11 protein-coding genes and 1 pseudogene are annotated in these 13698 nt (G+C 62.4%); 7 read left to right on the top strand and 5 right to left on the bottom strand.

The annotated features are described in order from the left end of the window. Window positions 1-184: 184 nt before the first annotated feature. Both M1D87_RS20345 and M1D87_RS20340 read left to right on the top strand, forming a co-directional pair. Window positions 185-1507, top strand: coding sequence for a dicarboxylate/amino acid:cation symporter (locus tag M1D87_RS20345; protein ID WP_013973834.1), 1323 nt, complete (start codon window positions 185-187; stop codon window positions 1505-1507). 123 nt (window positions 1508-1630) lie between these two features. After that, window positions 1631-2941, top strand: coding sequence for an IS4 family transposase (locus M1D87_RS20340; protein ID WP_024086280.1), 1311 nt, complete (start codon window positions 1631-1633; stop codon window positions 2939-2941). 238 nt (window positions 2942-3179) lie between these two features. Here the strand turns inward: M1D87_RS20340 and tsaA are convergent, their stop codons facing one another. The 4 genes from tsaA to M1D87_RS20320 all read right to left on the bottom strand — a co-directional run bounded on the left by tsaA (window position 3180) and on the right by M1D87_RS20320 (window position 5629). Then, window positions 3180-3872, bottom strand: a complete 693-nt coding sequence (gene tsaA, locus M1D87_RS20335; protein WP_123085914.1) for a tRNA (N6-threonylcarbamoyladenosine(37)-N6)-methyltransferase TrmO — start codon at window positions 3870-3872, stop codon at window positions 3180-3182. A 6-nt stretch (window positions 3873-3878) separates the two neighbouring features. After that, window positions 3879-4340 carry a YehS family protein gene (locus M1D87_RS20330; protein ID WP_013973832.1) on the bottom strand — a complete coding sequence of 154 codons (462 nt, stop codon included), beginning with the start codon at window positions 4338-4340 and terminating at the stop codon, window positions 3879-3881. 48 nt (window positions 4341-4388) lie between these two features. Beyond that, window positions 4389-5099 (bottom strand): rRNA pseudouridine synthase, encoded by a 711-nt coding sequence (locus M1D87_RS20325; RefSeq protein WP_013973831.1) that lies wholly within the window; start codon window positions 5097-5099, stop codon window positions 4389-4391. Window positions 5100-5176: 77 nt separating this feature from the next. Continuing rightward, window positions 5177-5629: a GNAT family N-acetyltransferase gene (locus M1D87_RS20320; protein ID WP_039613957.1), complete on the bottom strand. Its 453-nt coding sequence runs from the start codon at window positions 5627-5629 to the stop codon at window positions 5177-5179. A gap of 200 nt (window positions 5630-5829) precedes the next feature. On the opposite strand from M1D87_RS20320, the gene M1D87_RS20315 reads away from it, so the two are divergent. From M1D87_RS20315 to M1D87_RS20300, 4 genes and pseudogenes are all read left to right on the top strand, one after another. Beyond that, window positions 5830-6534 carry a hypothetical protein gene (locus M1D87_RS20315; RefSeq protein WP_236693269.1) on the top strand — a complete coding sequence of 235 codons (705 nt, stop codon included), beginning with the start codon at window positions 5830-5832 and terminating at the stop codon, window positions 6532-6534. A gap of 197 nt (window positions 6535-6731) precedes the next feature. Then, window positions 6732-7577 (top strand): DUF6502 family protein, encoded by an 846-nt coding sequence (locus tag M1D87_RS20310; protein WP_123085780.1) that lies wholly within the window; start codon window positions 6732-6734, stop codon window positions 7575-7577. Beyond that, window positions 7574-9274: pseudogene (locus M1D87_RS20305) on the top strand (DUF5666 domain-containing protein). Before M1D87_RS20310 ends, M1D87_RS20305 begins: the two are co-directional and overlap by 4 nt. Window positions 9275-9329: 55 nt before the next feature. Continuing rightward, window positions 9330-10079 carry a hypothetical protein gene (locus M1D87_RS20300; RefSeq protein WP_039613960.1) on the top strand — a complete coding sequence of 250 codons (750 nt, stop codon included), beginning with the start codon at window positions 9330-9332 and terminating at the stop codon, window positions 10077-10079. Between the two features lie 71 nt (window positions 10080-10150). On the opposite strand, the gene rimO is transcribed toward M1D87_RS20300, so the two are convergent. Then, window positions 10151-11482, bottom strand: a complete 1332-nt coding sequence (gene rimO, locus M1D87_RS20295; protein ID WP_013973825.1) for a 30S ribosomal protein S12 methylthiotransferase RimO — start codon at window positions 11480-11482, stop codon at window positions 10151-10153. 235 nt (window positions 11483-11717) lie between these two features. On the opposite strand from rimO, the gene M1D87_RS20290 reads away from it, so the two are divergent. Next, window positions 11718-13628 (top strand): potassium transporter Kup, encoded by a 1911-nt coding sequence (locus M1D87_RS20290; protein ID WP_123085783.1) that lies wholly within the window; start codon window positions 11718-11720, stop codon window positions 13626-13628. Window positions 13629-13698 lie beyond the last annotated feature (70 nt).

Genomic DNA, 13698 nt, shown 5'->3' with positions numbered 1-13698 from the left:
TCGCAAATACGGCACTTGCACCCTTCGTGGGCATTTTGGCACCACCCTTGCTATTGATCCTCGCAGAGGCCTGCCCAGGCAGCTCGAACACAACGACAAATCCCTCCGGGTGCAGGAGGGTTAGCGATTCAGGTGCCCCATCGCCCTGGGAAGGGTGAACCGGCACACTTGAGGAAAATTAGCCATGACGACACGTCAGCCGCTGTACAAATCCCTGTATGTCCAGGTGTTGGTCGCCATCACCATCGGTATCCTGCTCGGCCACTACTATCCGGAGACGGGCGTCGCCCTCAAACCCTTGGGGGACGGCTTCGTCAAACTGATCAAGATGGTCATCGCCCCGATCATCTTCTGCACCGTGGTCAGCGGCATCGCCGGCATGCAGAGCATGAAGTCGGTCGGCAAGACTGGCGGCTACGCGCTGCTGTACTTCGAAATCGTCTCCACGGTCGCCCTGATCATCGGCCTCGTCGTTGTCAACGTGGTCAAGCCGGGCGCTGGCATGCACATCGATGTCAGCACCCTGAACGCCAGCAGCGTGGCTGCCTACGCCGCCGCCGGCGCTCAGCAGACCACCGTCGGCTTCCTGCTCAACGTCATCCCGAACACCGTGGTCGGCGCCTTCGCCAACGGCGACATCCTGCAAGTGCTGATGTTCTCCGTGCTGTTCGGCTTCGCCCTGCACCGCCTGGGCAGCTATGGCAAGCCGGTGCTGGACATGATCGACCGCTTCGCCCATGTCATGTTCAACATCATCAACATGATCATGAAACTGGCCCCGGTCGGTGCCTTCGGTGCAATGGCCTTCACCATCGGCCAGTACGGCGTTGGCTCGCTGGTGCAACTGGGCTACCTGATGGCCTGCTTCTACATCACCTGCCTGCTGTTCGTGCTGGTGGTGCTGGGCGGTATCTGCCGCGCCCACGGCTTCAGTGTCCTCAAGCTGATCCGCTACATCCGTGAAGAACTGCTGATCGTGCTGGGCACTTCGTCCTCGGAGTCGGCCCTGCCACGCATGCTGGCCAAGATGGAGCGCCTGGGTGCGAAGAAGTCGGTGGTTGGCCTGGTGATCCCGACCGGTTACTCGTTCAACCTCGATGGCACCTCGATCTACCTGACCATGGCTGCGGTGTTCATCGCCCAGGCCACTGACACTACCATGGACATCACTCACCAGATCACCTTGCTGCTGGTGCTGTTGGTGGCTTCCAAAGGTGCTGCCGGTGTTACCGGTTCGGGCTTCATCGTCCTGGCCGCCACCCTGTCGGCCGTTGGCCACCTGCCGGTTGCCGGCCTGGCGCTGATCCTCGGCATTGACCGCTTCATGTCCGAAGCCCGCGCGCTGACCAACCTGGTTGGCAACGCCGTTGCCACCGTGGTCGTGGCCAAGTGGGTGAAGGAAATGGACAACGACAAGCTGGCATCGGAGCTGGCCTCCGGTGGTGCGCCGCTGGTCGATACCCGTCCGACCGACGACCTGGGCGTGGCTGAAGGCCCGGCTCGCTGATCGCGGGATGGTGAAAAGAAAAAGGCGACCTCAGGGTTAATGCCAGTCAGTTAAGACTGACGCTTTGAGCTTTAGCCCGTAGGCCGCAAAATCCGATGCTTGGAAACGAGCATCGGATTTTTTATGCGCCTGTCACAAGCCCTCTCCCTCACTCACGAAATGGCATCGCGGCCACATGCCCTCGAGGGGCTGGGGGCGTTGCTCGATCCTGATCTTGTGCAACAAGCTTTTGAGACGGCAGGTGTCGCGACCATTCGCAAGCGACGCCTCCCGCTTGAGAGCCTGGTGTGGTGCATCATCGGCATGGCGCTGTTCCGCCGTATGTCGGCTTGGGATGTCGTAAACCACATGGACATCATGCTGCCGGGCAAGAGGCCTCTGGTGGCCCCCAGTGCTGTTGTACAAGGGCGGCAGCGACTGGGCAGTGAAGCTGTACGTGAAGTTTTCACGCTCACTCAGCAGCGGTGGCACGAAGAAACCAAGCACCCGCACTGGTTGGGCTTGACGCTGCTTGGTGTGGACGGTGTTGTCTGGAGTACGCCTGACACAGCTGAAAACCGTGCGTTTTACGGGGGCGCTACCAATCAGCATGGGGATGGCGGTTTTCCTCAGGTTAGGATGGTCTGCCAGATGGAGCTGACCAGCCACTTACTGATAAACAGCACTTTCGAGAGCTACCACAGTAGTGAAATGAAGCTGGCAGAGCAGCTGATCGCGACCACGCCGAACCACTCGCTGACCCTGTTCGATAAAGGTTTCTATTCGTTGGGCTTGCTGCACCACTGGCAGTCACAAGGTGAGCATCGACACTGGCTGATCCCTGTGAAAAAGGGCACTCAGTACGAGGTGGAACACACGCTAGGACGCAACGATGCCGTGGTCGTCCTGCGCACATCGCCCCAGGCCCGCAAGCAATGGCCAGGCTTGCCGCTGGAAATGCGGGCACGACTGCTGAGCAAAACAATCAAAGGAAAGGTTGTGAGTGTCTTGACCTCAATGACCGATGCGCAGCGCTTCCCTGGCGATGAGATCGTTGATCTTTACAGTCAGCGCTGGGAAATCGAGCTGGGTTATCGGGAGATCAAACAAGGACTTCTGGGGGGCGAATACACCCTGAGAAGCAAGACGCCGGAGATGATTGCGCAAGAGCTGTGGGGCGTGCTGTTGGGCTACAACCTATTGCGTTATCAGATGGTGCAGATGTCGAGACAGTGCCCAGGCGTGTACCCATGCGAGATGAGCTTTACCGCTTGTAGCTGGGCGATTCTGGGCTTGCTGCATGGCACGTCATTAAACCATCCCGGCAACTTGCCAGGTTTTTTGGCAGATCTGCAGGCGTCAGCGGCTCAGTATGTCCTACCCCATCGGCGACCCGATCGATGGTTCCCCAGAGTGGTGAAGCAGCGCCCTGCAAAATATCCGACCCGAAAATGAAAATGCCAGTCAGCTTAACTGACTGGCATTAACCTCAGGGTCGCCTTTTTCATGTGCCTTCATACCTGTGCGCGGTCCTCTGTAGGAGCGGCCTTGTGTCGCGAAAGGGCTGCGTAGCAGCCCCGGCAACCTTGCAGGATGGCCGAGATCCTGGGGCCGCTACGCGCCCCTTTCGCGACACAAGGCCGCTCCTACAAGGGACCGCGTACAGGCGCGAAGACCGCGTACAGTCCAGAGGTCAGGCCAGCACCACCTCCAGCACCCGGATCACGTCCGGCTGCGGGTAATGCCACCTTACCTGCACATCCCAGAACTTCACCCCATACACCCGCTCGGCCGGCGGCATCTGGTAGGCCGGCCGTGGGTCCTGCGCAAGGCACTGCTCGATCAGCTCCACCAGCGGTTCACCCAGGCGCAGTGCATGTTCGCGGGCCTGGGGCAGGGCGTTGTCGCCCCACTGCACGGCGATCGCGGCAGGCGCTTGGCTGGCCATCTGGTTGCTGGCGCCAGCGATGCTATCGGCGTAAGGCACATACGGTTTGATATCCAGCACCGGCGTACCGTCGAGCAGGTCGATACCAGACAGCAGCAGGCGCCCTGGCTCCACGCCTTCCAGGCGCACCACCGACTGGCCGATGCCATTGGGCCGGTGAGTGGCGCGGGTGGCGAACACACCCATGCTCTTGTTGCCACCCAGGCGCGGTGGCCGCACCTTCAGGCGGGGTTTGTCTTCCAGCGCCTGGTGGAACAGGAACAGCAGCCAGACATGGCTGACCTGTTCCAGCCCCTCGACCGCATCGCCCTGGTCGAACGGCGGCAGCAGCTCGAGTACACCGCGTGCGGCGGGCGCCAGTTGCGGCTGGCGCGGGATGGCGAACTTTTCCTTGAAACAGGAGCGGATGATGCCGACCGGGGTAACCGTATGCTGCATGGCCAATCAGCCGCGCACGCGCAGGGTCAGGCCCTTGAGGAAGTTGCGCAGCAGCTGGTCGCCGCACGGGCGGTAGTTGTCATGGCCGGCCTTGCGGAACAGCGCGCTGAGCTCGGGTTTGCTGACCGGGAAGTTGACCGACTTGAGGATCGCATGCAGGTCATCTTCCTTGAGCTCGAAGGCCACCCGCAGCTTCTTGAGGATGAGGTTGTTGGTCACCGGCAGCTCGATCGGCTGCGGCGGGCGGCTGTCATCCTTGCCGCGGCGGTGGATCACCAGGCCGTCGAGAAAGTGCGCCATGACCCGTTCCGGGCAACGCACGAAGCCTTCCTCGTCTTCCTTCTTCAGGTAGGTGGCCAGCACCAGGGGATGCACGTCGAGGCCGGATAGCCCGATGATTTCGGCCATCTTGGCGTCATTCACCTTGAGCATGTAGCGCAGGCTGCGCAGGACGTCGTTGTGGTTCATTGTTGCAGAATCCTGTTCAGGTGCCGCACCTGTGGCGCGGCGTATTGCTTAGAAACGTTCGGTAGTGGCCAGGTAGCGCCACTGGCCCAGGGGCAACTTGCCCATCGATACGCCACCCAGGCGAATGCGGCGCATGCCTACCAGCTCCAGGCGCAGGTAGGCGCACAGCTCGGCGATCTGCCCTGGCTGCGGGTTTTTCAGGGCCATGCGCAGGTGGGTTTCGTTCTGCCAGCTGGCCTTGGCTTTAGGCAGCTCGCGGTCATTGCGGGTGGCGCCGCGCGCCAGGCGTTCCAGCGCCTGGGGCGTGGTCTCGCCGCGCACTTCAACGATGAATTCCTGTTCCAGGCGGCGCAGGTCGGCGTCGATCTTGCGGGTTACCCGCCAGTCCTGGGTGAATACCTGCAGGCCGCTGGCACCGCGCTCCAGCGGCGCCACGCAGGCCTGCCGGGCAAAATGCCCGTGCAGTGCGCGCACGCCTTCGCGGTGGGCTTCGCTGAGGTTGCTCATGTTCATGCTGGCGCGGGCGGTTTCGCTGTCCACGCTGGCCGGCTGGTTCAGCAGCAGGGTTACCGGTTCCAGCGTTTCGGCACGGGCACCCGGCAGCAGTTCGACGCGCTGCTGCTCGACCTTGAACTGCGGTTGCTCGACCACCACGCCATCGACCGTGACCCAGCCGCCCTCGATATACAGCTCGGCCTCGCGGCGGGAGCAGCCAAGCTGCTCGATAAGGCGTTTGGACAGGCGGACGGGTTCGGACATGACGGCAATTCGCAAAGGCAGGGAAAGACCTGCATTGTACCTGCCCGCGCGGCAGAGGGGCTGGGAATCTGTGTCATTTACGCCGTTTTGCGCAGGCGCATGTGCAGCAGTGGGTAGGGTTGCCCCAGGCCGTCGGTTTCCGAACGGCCGATCACCTCGAAGCCCTCATGCAGGTAGAAACCCAGGGCTTGCGGGTTCTGTTCATTGACGTCCAGGCGCTCGGCATTCAGTTCGTCGATCGCATAGTGCAGCAGGCGCTTGCCAACCCCTTTGCCACGGTAGTCCGGTGCGACGAACAGCATGTCCACGCGCCCGTTGGCGACCCCGGCGAAGCCGCAGATGCGCTGGCGGTCCTTGCAGCAGATCAGCATCACTGCATCTAGGTAGCGACGCAGCACCTGGTCGCGCAGCAAGACGATGTAGCAATCCGGCAGGAAGTCGTGGGTGGCGCGTACCGAGTCCTCCCACACCTGTACCAGTTCGCCGTAGTCACTCAAGCGCGGGGTTTGCAGCGTCAGTACCGAATGCATGCCGGTGTTCCTCCATGACGATAAGGCAAACATAGCAGGCCAACCACCGGTCGGCTTCTCCGTGCGCTGCTTGAATCTCGGGGGGTGGCGGTCTATTAATTTCCTGTGGGAAAAATTCCCACAAAATGAAAAGCAAGAACCTGACACAGGATTCCCGGCTTGATTTGGCGTTTCTCACGGCGACGACCTGGAGACGAAATATGCAAATCCATGTGCTGTTCAAAAAAGCGATATTGGCGGCTGCCGTTGCTGGCGTGCTGTCGACTTCCATCGTTCTGGTCCCTGACTCGATTTCCAATGGCTCCAGCGCCTACGCCAAGGATGGTGGTGGTGGAGGCGGTCACGGAGGTGGCGGCGGTGGCCATGGTGGGGGTGGTGGTGGCCATGGCGGCGGCGGTGGTCACGGTGGCGGCGGTGGCGGCGGTGGAGGCCATGGTGGTGGCGGCGGTGGCCACGGTGGTGGCGGTGGAGGCCATGGTGGTGGCGGTGGTGGCGGTGGTGGCCACGGTGGTGGCGGTGGTGGTCACGGCGGTGGTGGTGGCGGCCATGGCGGTGAGGGCGGCGGCCACGGCGCTGGTGGGGATGGAGATGGCCATGCCGGCAACAGTGGGCGCGGCCATGACGGTTCCTCGAACTCTGGGCGCAGCGGCAACCACGCTGAAGCGGGTGACGATCATGGCAATCACGTTGGCGGTGAGCCTGGGGACGATCACGGCAATCACGTTGGCGGTGAGCCCGGTGACGATCATGGCAATCACGTTGGCGGTGAGCCCGGGGACGATCATGGCAATCATGTTGGCGGTGAGCCTGGCGATGACCACGGCAATCACGTTGGTGGTGAACCTGGTGATGATCGTGGCGACCATCTGGGTGGCGAACCGGGTGATGACAACAGCAGGAGCTGACTGGCTCTGAACGGTCTCATGCAGCGCCCACGGGGCGGGCCTGTATGAGGCCAGGTTCGGATACACGGCAGCCCCACTCAACGCGAATGCAATGAGCGCCGACGACTATCCCTCATCTCGTCAGGGATATGGTCACAGTTGGTGTGGGATCTTTTCCCGCGTCGTATACTGGGTTCATCTGTCAAGGAATGCGCTCAATGCAATCGCCTACCATCCCCCCTTCGATGTTAAGCGCACTGCGGCGTGTCATGCGTCCTCTGGTGCGCCTGATGCTGCGCAAAGGGGTCACCTACACGATGTTCGCCGACCTGCTCAAGGAAGTGTTCGTCGATGTAGCGCATCGCGAGTTTCGCCTGGACGGTACAGTGCCGACCGACAGCCGCATCAGCCTGCTCACGGGCGTGCATCGCAAGGATGTCCGGCGTTTGCGTAGCGAGGGGGGGGCGTCGCTCGCCGCGCTGCCGGAAAACATTACATTAGGTGCACAGTTGGTCAATATGTGGACCACTGGCAAGCCGTTCTGCTCGGAGCCTGGCCAGGCGCTGCCGTTGCCGCGTCTGGCGAGCGTTGGCGGCGATCGTTCCTTCGATGCGCTGGTGGCGAAGATCAGCACCGACATCCGCGGGCGGGTGGTGCTGGATGAGTGGTTGCGCCTGGGTATCGTCCGGCTCGACGACCAGGACTGTGTCCACCTGGAAGCCCAGGCATTCGTGCCGCAGAAGGGCTTCGACGAAAAGGCCGCGTACTTTGGGCACAACCTGCATGACCATGCCTGCGCAGCAGTGCACAACCTGAGTGGGGACGGCCAGCCGTTCTTTGAACGCAGTGTGCACTACGACGCCTTGAGCCCGGCCAGCGTCGACCATTTGCGTGCAGCGGTGGACAAGGACGGCATGCAGATGCTGCTTGCCTTCAGCCGGCTTGCATCAGACCTGGAAGATGCCGATGTGCCCAGCGCCGAGCAACGTCAGCGCATCACGGTAGGGCTTTATTTCTACACTGAAACTACCGACCCCGATTTGTCGAAGACACCCGACCCATGACTTCCCTCGCGCGCTGCCTCAGTGTGGTCACACTGGTCCTGGGTTTCGGGCTGAACCTGGTGGCGCCTGCCGAGGTGGCCGCAGCACCGGTATGTGTCAGCCGTGACGAAGTGGGTATGGCGGGGGCGGCGGGCTTGCAGTTTCCCGGCGGTATTGGTGGTACCGGGGCCAGGACGGGCGGTGTCGGTGGTACCGGTGTACGCAGCGAAAACGGCGGAGTGGGTGGCACCGGTGCGCCGCTGCCGCAGCGTCCCGGCGGCACGGGGGGGACCGGTGCGGTGGCCGACGGTGTGGACGGCACCTTCATCGATCACGGCGGGGCAGGCGGTACCGGCGCACCGATCCTGCGCCCGGGCGGTACCGGTGGCACGGGCATCGTCGGCACCATTACCGGGTTCGCCTCGATCTGCGTCAATGGCCTGGAAGTGCACTTTGGCAAGGACGTACCGGTGAGTGAAAACGGTGCGCCTGCCAGTAGCGCTCACCTGGCAATCGGCCAGGTTGTCGCGGTTGAGGCATTTGCCGGCAAACGCGGCCTGCAAGCAGGGCGCATCTCGATCCTCAACGTTTACGAAGGGCCGCTGACGGCACTGCCCAATGCATCGGCCCCCCTGCGGGTCATGGGCCAACCCGTGCGGCTTGCTGCAGGGGCGCGGGTGGCTGAAGGGTTGCGCCCGGGCGAGCCGGTCAGGGTCAGTGGCCTGCGCGATGCCAAGGGTGAAGTGGTAGCCAGCCGTATCGAGCGGGCGCTGGGGCTCAGGGAAGCCAGTGCCATCGGTGCGGTAGACCGTGCCGGCAGCCTCCAGGGGCTGAAGCTGGGAACCCGTGTGGCACCTGCGAGGGAAGTGCTGGTACGTGGGCAGTGGACCGGACGCCAGCTGGAAGTGGCGCAAACCCGCCCAGACCCGAGCCTGCCTTTTGCTGGCCGTGTGCAGACGGCGGTGATCGAGGGGCTGGTACAGCGCAGCCACGCTCAACAACTGGTGGTGGCAGGCATCAAGGTGACGCTGGGGCAGGGTACCGTGATCGTCGGCAAGCAGCCCGGGGCATTGGCGCTCGATCAACGTGTGCGGGTGAGCGGGGTGTTCAATGGCAAGCACGAGCTGCGGGCAACCCGTGTGGAGTTCGATGACAGCCGTGCCGACAACCCGGACCGAGGGCATTCGGGGCGTGGCAGCGGGCACGGCACCCGTGACGCTGACGGTTCCAGCAATAGCGGGCATGGCGGACGCGATGCGACCAGTGATCGCATTGAAAGCAGTGATGACCACAACGGGCACGGCGGTGTTGACGATTCCAGTGGTCGGGACGGTACTGAGCGCGTGGACAAGTCCGGAAAGTCGGAACATGTCGACACCTTGGAGCAACCCGAGAGCAGCAATAGCGGAAGCTCTGACCGGGTAGAGAAGGTCGAGCTCGAAAAGGTGGAAAAAATTGAATAAGCAGAGAAGGTAGAAAAAGTAGAGAAGATCGAGAAAGCCGAGAAGCCCGAAAAGGTCGAGAAGATCGAAAAGCCTGAAAAAGTCGAGAAGGTCGAGAAGGTCGAGAAGGTCGAGAAGGTCGAGAAGATCGAGAAGCCTGAGAAAGTCGAGAAGGTAGAAAAAGTTGAGAAGGTCGAGAAAGTAGAGAAGGTCGAAAGACCCGAGACAGTAGAGAAAGCCGAAAAAGTGGAGCATCCAGAGCGATCCGGGCATTAGGCAACTAGGCTGGGTAGGTGCGATCACCTTTCCAGTTCGGGATACCGAGGTGCAGATGAGACCCACGCTCCCTCTTTTCGCCTGCTTGCTGTCATGCGCCAGCGCGTCGGTCCTGGGCGATACCTTCAGCGCCGCCATAGGCATGGACTATTCAAGTGGCGATTATGGCACGGGTACAACCTCGGAAATCTGGTACATCCCCGTGGTCGGCAAGTATGAAACCGGCCCAATGACCTACAAGGTCACTGTGCCCTGGCTGCGCATCACCAACCCTGAAGTGGGCCCGAATGGTGACCCCTTGCCCGGTGGCTGCCGGGATGTGGAAAGCGGGCTGGGAGACACGGTTGCCAGCGCCGGTTACGCCCTGCTCGACGGCAGTGACGGTGGCCTGATGCTGGACCTGATCGGCAAGGTCAAATTCCCCACTGCCGATGAAGACCAGTGCCTGGGCACCGGTGAATACGACTACACCGGCCAGGTCGACATCGCCAAGGCCTTTGGCCCGGTGACCGGCTTCGCGACCCTGGGCTGGAAGAAGTTCGGCGACCCGCCGGACAGTGATTTCGACGACCCGATATTTGCCAGCCTCGGCTTCGCCATGCCCGTGGCTGCAGGCACTTCGGCGGGTGCCTCCTACGACTGGCGGCAGAAGGTCGTTTCGACGGGTGCGCAGATCAAGGAACTTACCCTGTTCCTGACACACAAGCTCAACCAGCAGTGGAAAGTGCAACTCTATGCAGTCAAAGGCTTCTCGGATGCCAGCCCGGATGCAGAGGGCGGCCTGATGCTTTTTCACGCGTTCTGACGAAAAAGCCCCTGGCCCGGGAGTTCCTTGTGGGGAATGGCGGGGCAGGGGCTTTTCAGTTTGCTGCTGCGTTAGATGGGTTCAGCCCACATGTCGTATTCGTCGGCATCCACCACGCGGCAACGTACCTTGTCACCCGGCTTGAAGCCGTGGTCGCCATCGATGAACACGCTGCCGTCGATTTCCGGGGCATCGAAGAAGCTGCGGCCAACCGAACCTTGCTCCTCCACTTCATCGATCAGCACGTCGATTTCCTTGCCGATGCGCAGTTGCAGGCGGGCGGCGCTGATGGCCTGCTGGTGGGCCATGAAGCGGTCCCAGCGGTCCTGCTTGACGTCGTCCGGCACTTCTTCCAGGCCCAGGTCGTTGGCCGGGGCGCCTTCTACCGGCGAGTACTGGAAGCAGCCCACGCGGTCCAGCTGGGCTTCGGTCAGCCAGTCCAGCAGGTACTGGAAGTCTTCCTCGGTCTCGCCCGGGAAGCCGACGATGAAGGTGGAGCGAATCACCAGCTCCGGGCACTGCTCGCGCCAGTTCTTGATACGTGCCAGGGTGCGGTCTTCGAAGGCCGGGCGCTTCATGGCCTTGAGCACTTTCGGGCTGGCGTGCTGGAACGGGATATCCAGGTACGGCAGGATCTTGCCGGCGGCCATCAGCGGGATCACGTCGTCGACGTTCGGGTACGGGTACACGTAGTGCAGACGTACCCAGGCACCCAGGCTGCTCAGGGCTTCGCACAGCTCGAGCATGCGGGTCTTGACCGGGCGGCCGTTCCAGAAGTCGGTCTTGTACTTGACGTCGACGCCGTAGGCGCTGGTGTCCTGGGAAATCACCAGGATCTCCTTGACCCCGGCCTTGACCAGGCGCTCGGCCTCGCTCAGCACTTCGCCGACCGGGCGGCTGACCAGTTTGCCGCGCATCGACGGGATGATGCAGAAACTGCAGCTGTGGTTGCAGCCTTCGGAAATCTTCAGATACGCATAATGGCGCGGGGTCAGCTTGACGCCCTGCGGCGGCACCAGGTCGATCAGCGGGTTGTGGTCCTGGCGTGGTGGCACCACTTCGTGCACGGCGTTGACCACCTGCTCGTACTGCTGCGGGCCGGTGACCGACAGCACGCTCGGGTGCACGTCACGGATGCTGCCTTCCTCGACACCCATGCAACCGGTGACGATGACCTTGCCGTTTTCCTTGATCGCTTCGCCGATCACTTCCAACGACTCGGCCTTGGCGCTGTCGATGAAGCCGCAGGTGTTGACCACCACTACGTCGGCGTCCTCGTAGGTGGGCACGACTTCATAGCCTTCCATGCGCAGCTGGGTCAGGATGCGCTCGGAATCGACCAGGGCTTTTGGGCAACCCAGGCTTACGAAACCTACCTTGGGGGTGGCGGGCGTGGTGGACATGACTAACCTCGGTATTGAATGCAGGTCGCCCGGCCGGAATCGGGGGCGATCTTGACGGGCGCTTTTGGCGCCTCTGATCAAAAAGTGCGCAATTCTAGCGAGCGCAGGGTCGCTTGACCAGCAGAAATGCGACGAACGCTGCGCTATGCTTCGCGCCATTGCGCCGGGGGTATCAGTATCACCTGGCGCATCGGGAATTTTACTGGCCTTGCAAGGCCGTCTGCGGGAGTGGTCGATGGTTCAGGCAAGCAGTCACGCCGAGGGCGGGCACGAGGGGAAGCAGGGTGCGACGCGGTCGTTGAGCCTGCTCGTGGCGGCGGTCGGGGTGGTTTATGGCGATATCGGCACCAGCCCGTTGTATACCCTCAAGGAGGTCTTCAGCGGCGGGTACGGAGTGCCGGTCAACCATGACGGCGTGCTGGGGATCCTGTCGCTGATCCTGTGGTCGCTGCTATGGGTAGTGTCGTTCAAGTACGTGATGTTCATCCTGCGCGCCGACAACCAGGGCGAGGGCGGCACCATGGCGCTGACCGCGCTGGCGCGGCGGGCCACGGCGGCCTACCCGAGGTTGCGTACGTTGATGGTGGTGTGCGGGTTGATCGGCGCTTCGCTGTTCTATGGCGACAGCATGATCACGCCGGCGGTGTCGGTGCTGTCGGCGGTGGAAGGCATGGGCCTGGCGTTTGATGGTATCGATCACTGGGTTGTACCGATTTCGCTGGTGATCCTGGTGGCGCTGTTCCTGGTGCAGAAGCACGGCACCGAGAAGATCGGCAAGCTGTTCGGCCCGATCATGGTCACCTGGTTCCTGGCGCTGGGCTCGCTGGGCGTGTACGGCATATCGCAGAGCCCGGAAGTGCTCAAGGCTTTCAACCCGGCCTGGGCGGTCAACTTCTTCGTGGTTCACCCCGGCATGGGCGTTGCCATTCTCGGCGCGGTGGTCCTGGCGCTGACCGGTGCCGAGGCGCTGTACGCCGACATGGGCCACTTTGGCCGCAAGCCGATCGCTCGGGCCTGGTTTGCCCTGGTGCTGCCGGCGCTGGTGCTCAACTACTTTGGCCAGGGCGCGTTGCTGCTGCAGGACCCGGATGCAGCACGTAACCCGTTCTACCTGCTGGCGCCGGGCTGGGCACTGCTGCCGATGGTCGGCCTGGCTACCATGGCCACGGTGATCGCTTCGCAGGCGGTGATCTCGGGGGCGTTCTCCCTGACCCGCCAGGCCATTCAGCTGGGCTACATCCCACGCATGCAGATCCAGCACACTTCCAGCGATGAACAAGGGCAGATCTATATTGGTGCGATCAACTGGACACTGATGGTCGGCGTGGTACTGCTGGTGCTCGGTTTCGAGTCATCCGGTGCCCTGGCGGCGGCATACGGGGTGGCTGTGACCGGTACCATGCTGATGACCACCATCCTGGTTTCGGCGGTGATGCTGCTGCTATGGAAGTGGCCAACGGTGCTGGCGGTGCCGATCCTGATGGGTTTCCTGTTGGTGGATGGGCTGTTCTTTGCCGCCAACGTGCCGAAGATCATCCAGGGCGGGGCCTTCCCGGTCTTGGCCGGCGCTGTGCTGTTCCTGTTGATGAGCACCTGGAAGCGTGGCAAGCAGATCCTGATGGAGCGCATCGACGAAGGCGCGCTGCCGCTGCAGCTGTTCATCAGCAGTATCCGCATTCAGCCTCCGCACCGGGTCGAAGGCACGGCGGTGTTCCTCACGGCACGCTCCGATGCGGTGCCCCATGCGCTGTTGCACAACATGCTGCATAACCAGGTGCTGCACAGCCAGGTGGTGCTGTTGACGGTGGTCAGCGAGGACCGGCCACGCGTGCCGGAACAGGAGCGCTTTGAAGTGGAGGCCTATGGCGATGGGTTCTTCCGCGTGTTGCTGCACTTCGGCTTCATGGACGAACCGGACGTGCCGGCGGCGTTGAAGCTGTGCCACCTGGAAGACCTGGACTTCAGCCCGATGCGCACCACCTTCTTCCTCAGCCGCGAGACCGTGATCGCCTCACGGCTGGAGGGGATGTCGCGCTGGCGGGGCAACCTGTTCGCGTTCCTGCTGAAGAATGCCAACGGCAACTTGCGCTTCTTCAACCTGCCGCTGAACCGGGTGATCGAGCTGGGGACCCAGGTCGAGATCTGAGGGGCAACACAGATTTCAAGGCAGTACCCGCTCCCACAGGGAGCGCATAGCTTTCAAAGCTTGCGCTGTA

The sequence above is a fragment of the Pseudomonas sp. SA233 genome, from assembly GCF_054792385.1.
This window is presented reverse-complemented; position numbering and strand designations above follow the sequence as displayed.

Coding starts and splice junctions, on each gene's coding strand:
- M1D87_RS20320 (WP_039613957.1), bottom strand. CDS start 5,629: ATGCATTCGGTACTGACGCTGCAAACCCCGCGCTTGAGTGACTACGGC.
- M1D87_RS20340 (WP_024086280.1), top strand. CDS start 1,631: ATGCGCCTGTCACAAGCCCTCTCCCTCACTCACGAAATGGCATCGCGG.
- M1D87_RS20345 (WP_013973834.1), top strand. CDS start 185: ATGACGACACGTCAGCCGCTGTACAAATCCCTGTATGTCCAGGTGTTG.
- M1D87_RS20300 (WP_039613960.1), top strand. CDS start 9,330: ATGAGACCCACGCTCCCTCTTTTCGCCTGCTTGCTGTCATGCGCCAGC.
- M1D87_RS20325 (WP_013973831.1), bottom strand. CDS start 5,099: ATGTCCGAACCCGTCCGCCTGTCCAAACGCCTTATCGAGCAGCTTGGC.
- M1D87_RS20330 (WP_013973832.1), bottom strand. CDS start 4,340: ATGAACCACAACGACGTCCTGCGCAGCCTGCGCTACATGCTCAAGGTG.
- M1D87_RS20310 (WP_123085780.1), top strand. CDS start 6,732: ATGCAATCGCCTACCATCCCCCCTTCGATGTTAAGCGCACTGCGGCGT.
- M1D87_RS20315 (WP_236693269.1), top strand. CDS start 5,830: ATGCAAATCCATGTGCTGTTCAAAAAAGCGATATTGGCGGCTGCCGTT.
- tsaA (WP_123085914.1), bottom strand. CDS start 3,872: ATGCAGCATACGGTTACCCCGGTCGGCATCATCCGCTCCTGTTTCAAG.
- rimO (WP_013973825.1), bottom strand. CDS start 11,482: ATGTCCACCACGCCCGCCACCCCCAAGGTAGGTTTCGTAAGCCTGGGT.
- M1D87_RS20290 (WP_123085783.1), top strand. CDS start 11,718: ATGGTTCAGGCAAGCAGTCACGCCGAGGGCGGGCACGAGGGGAAGCAG.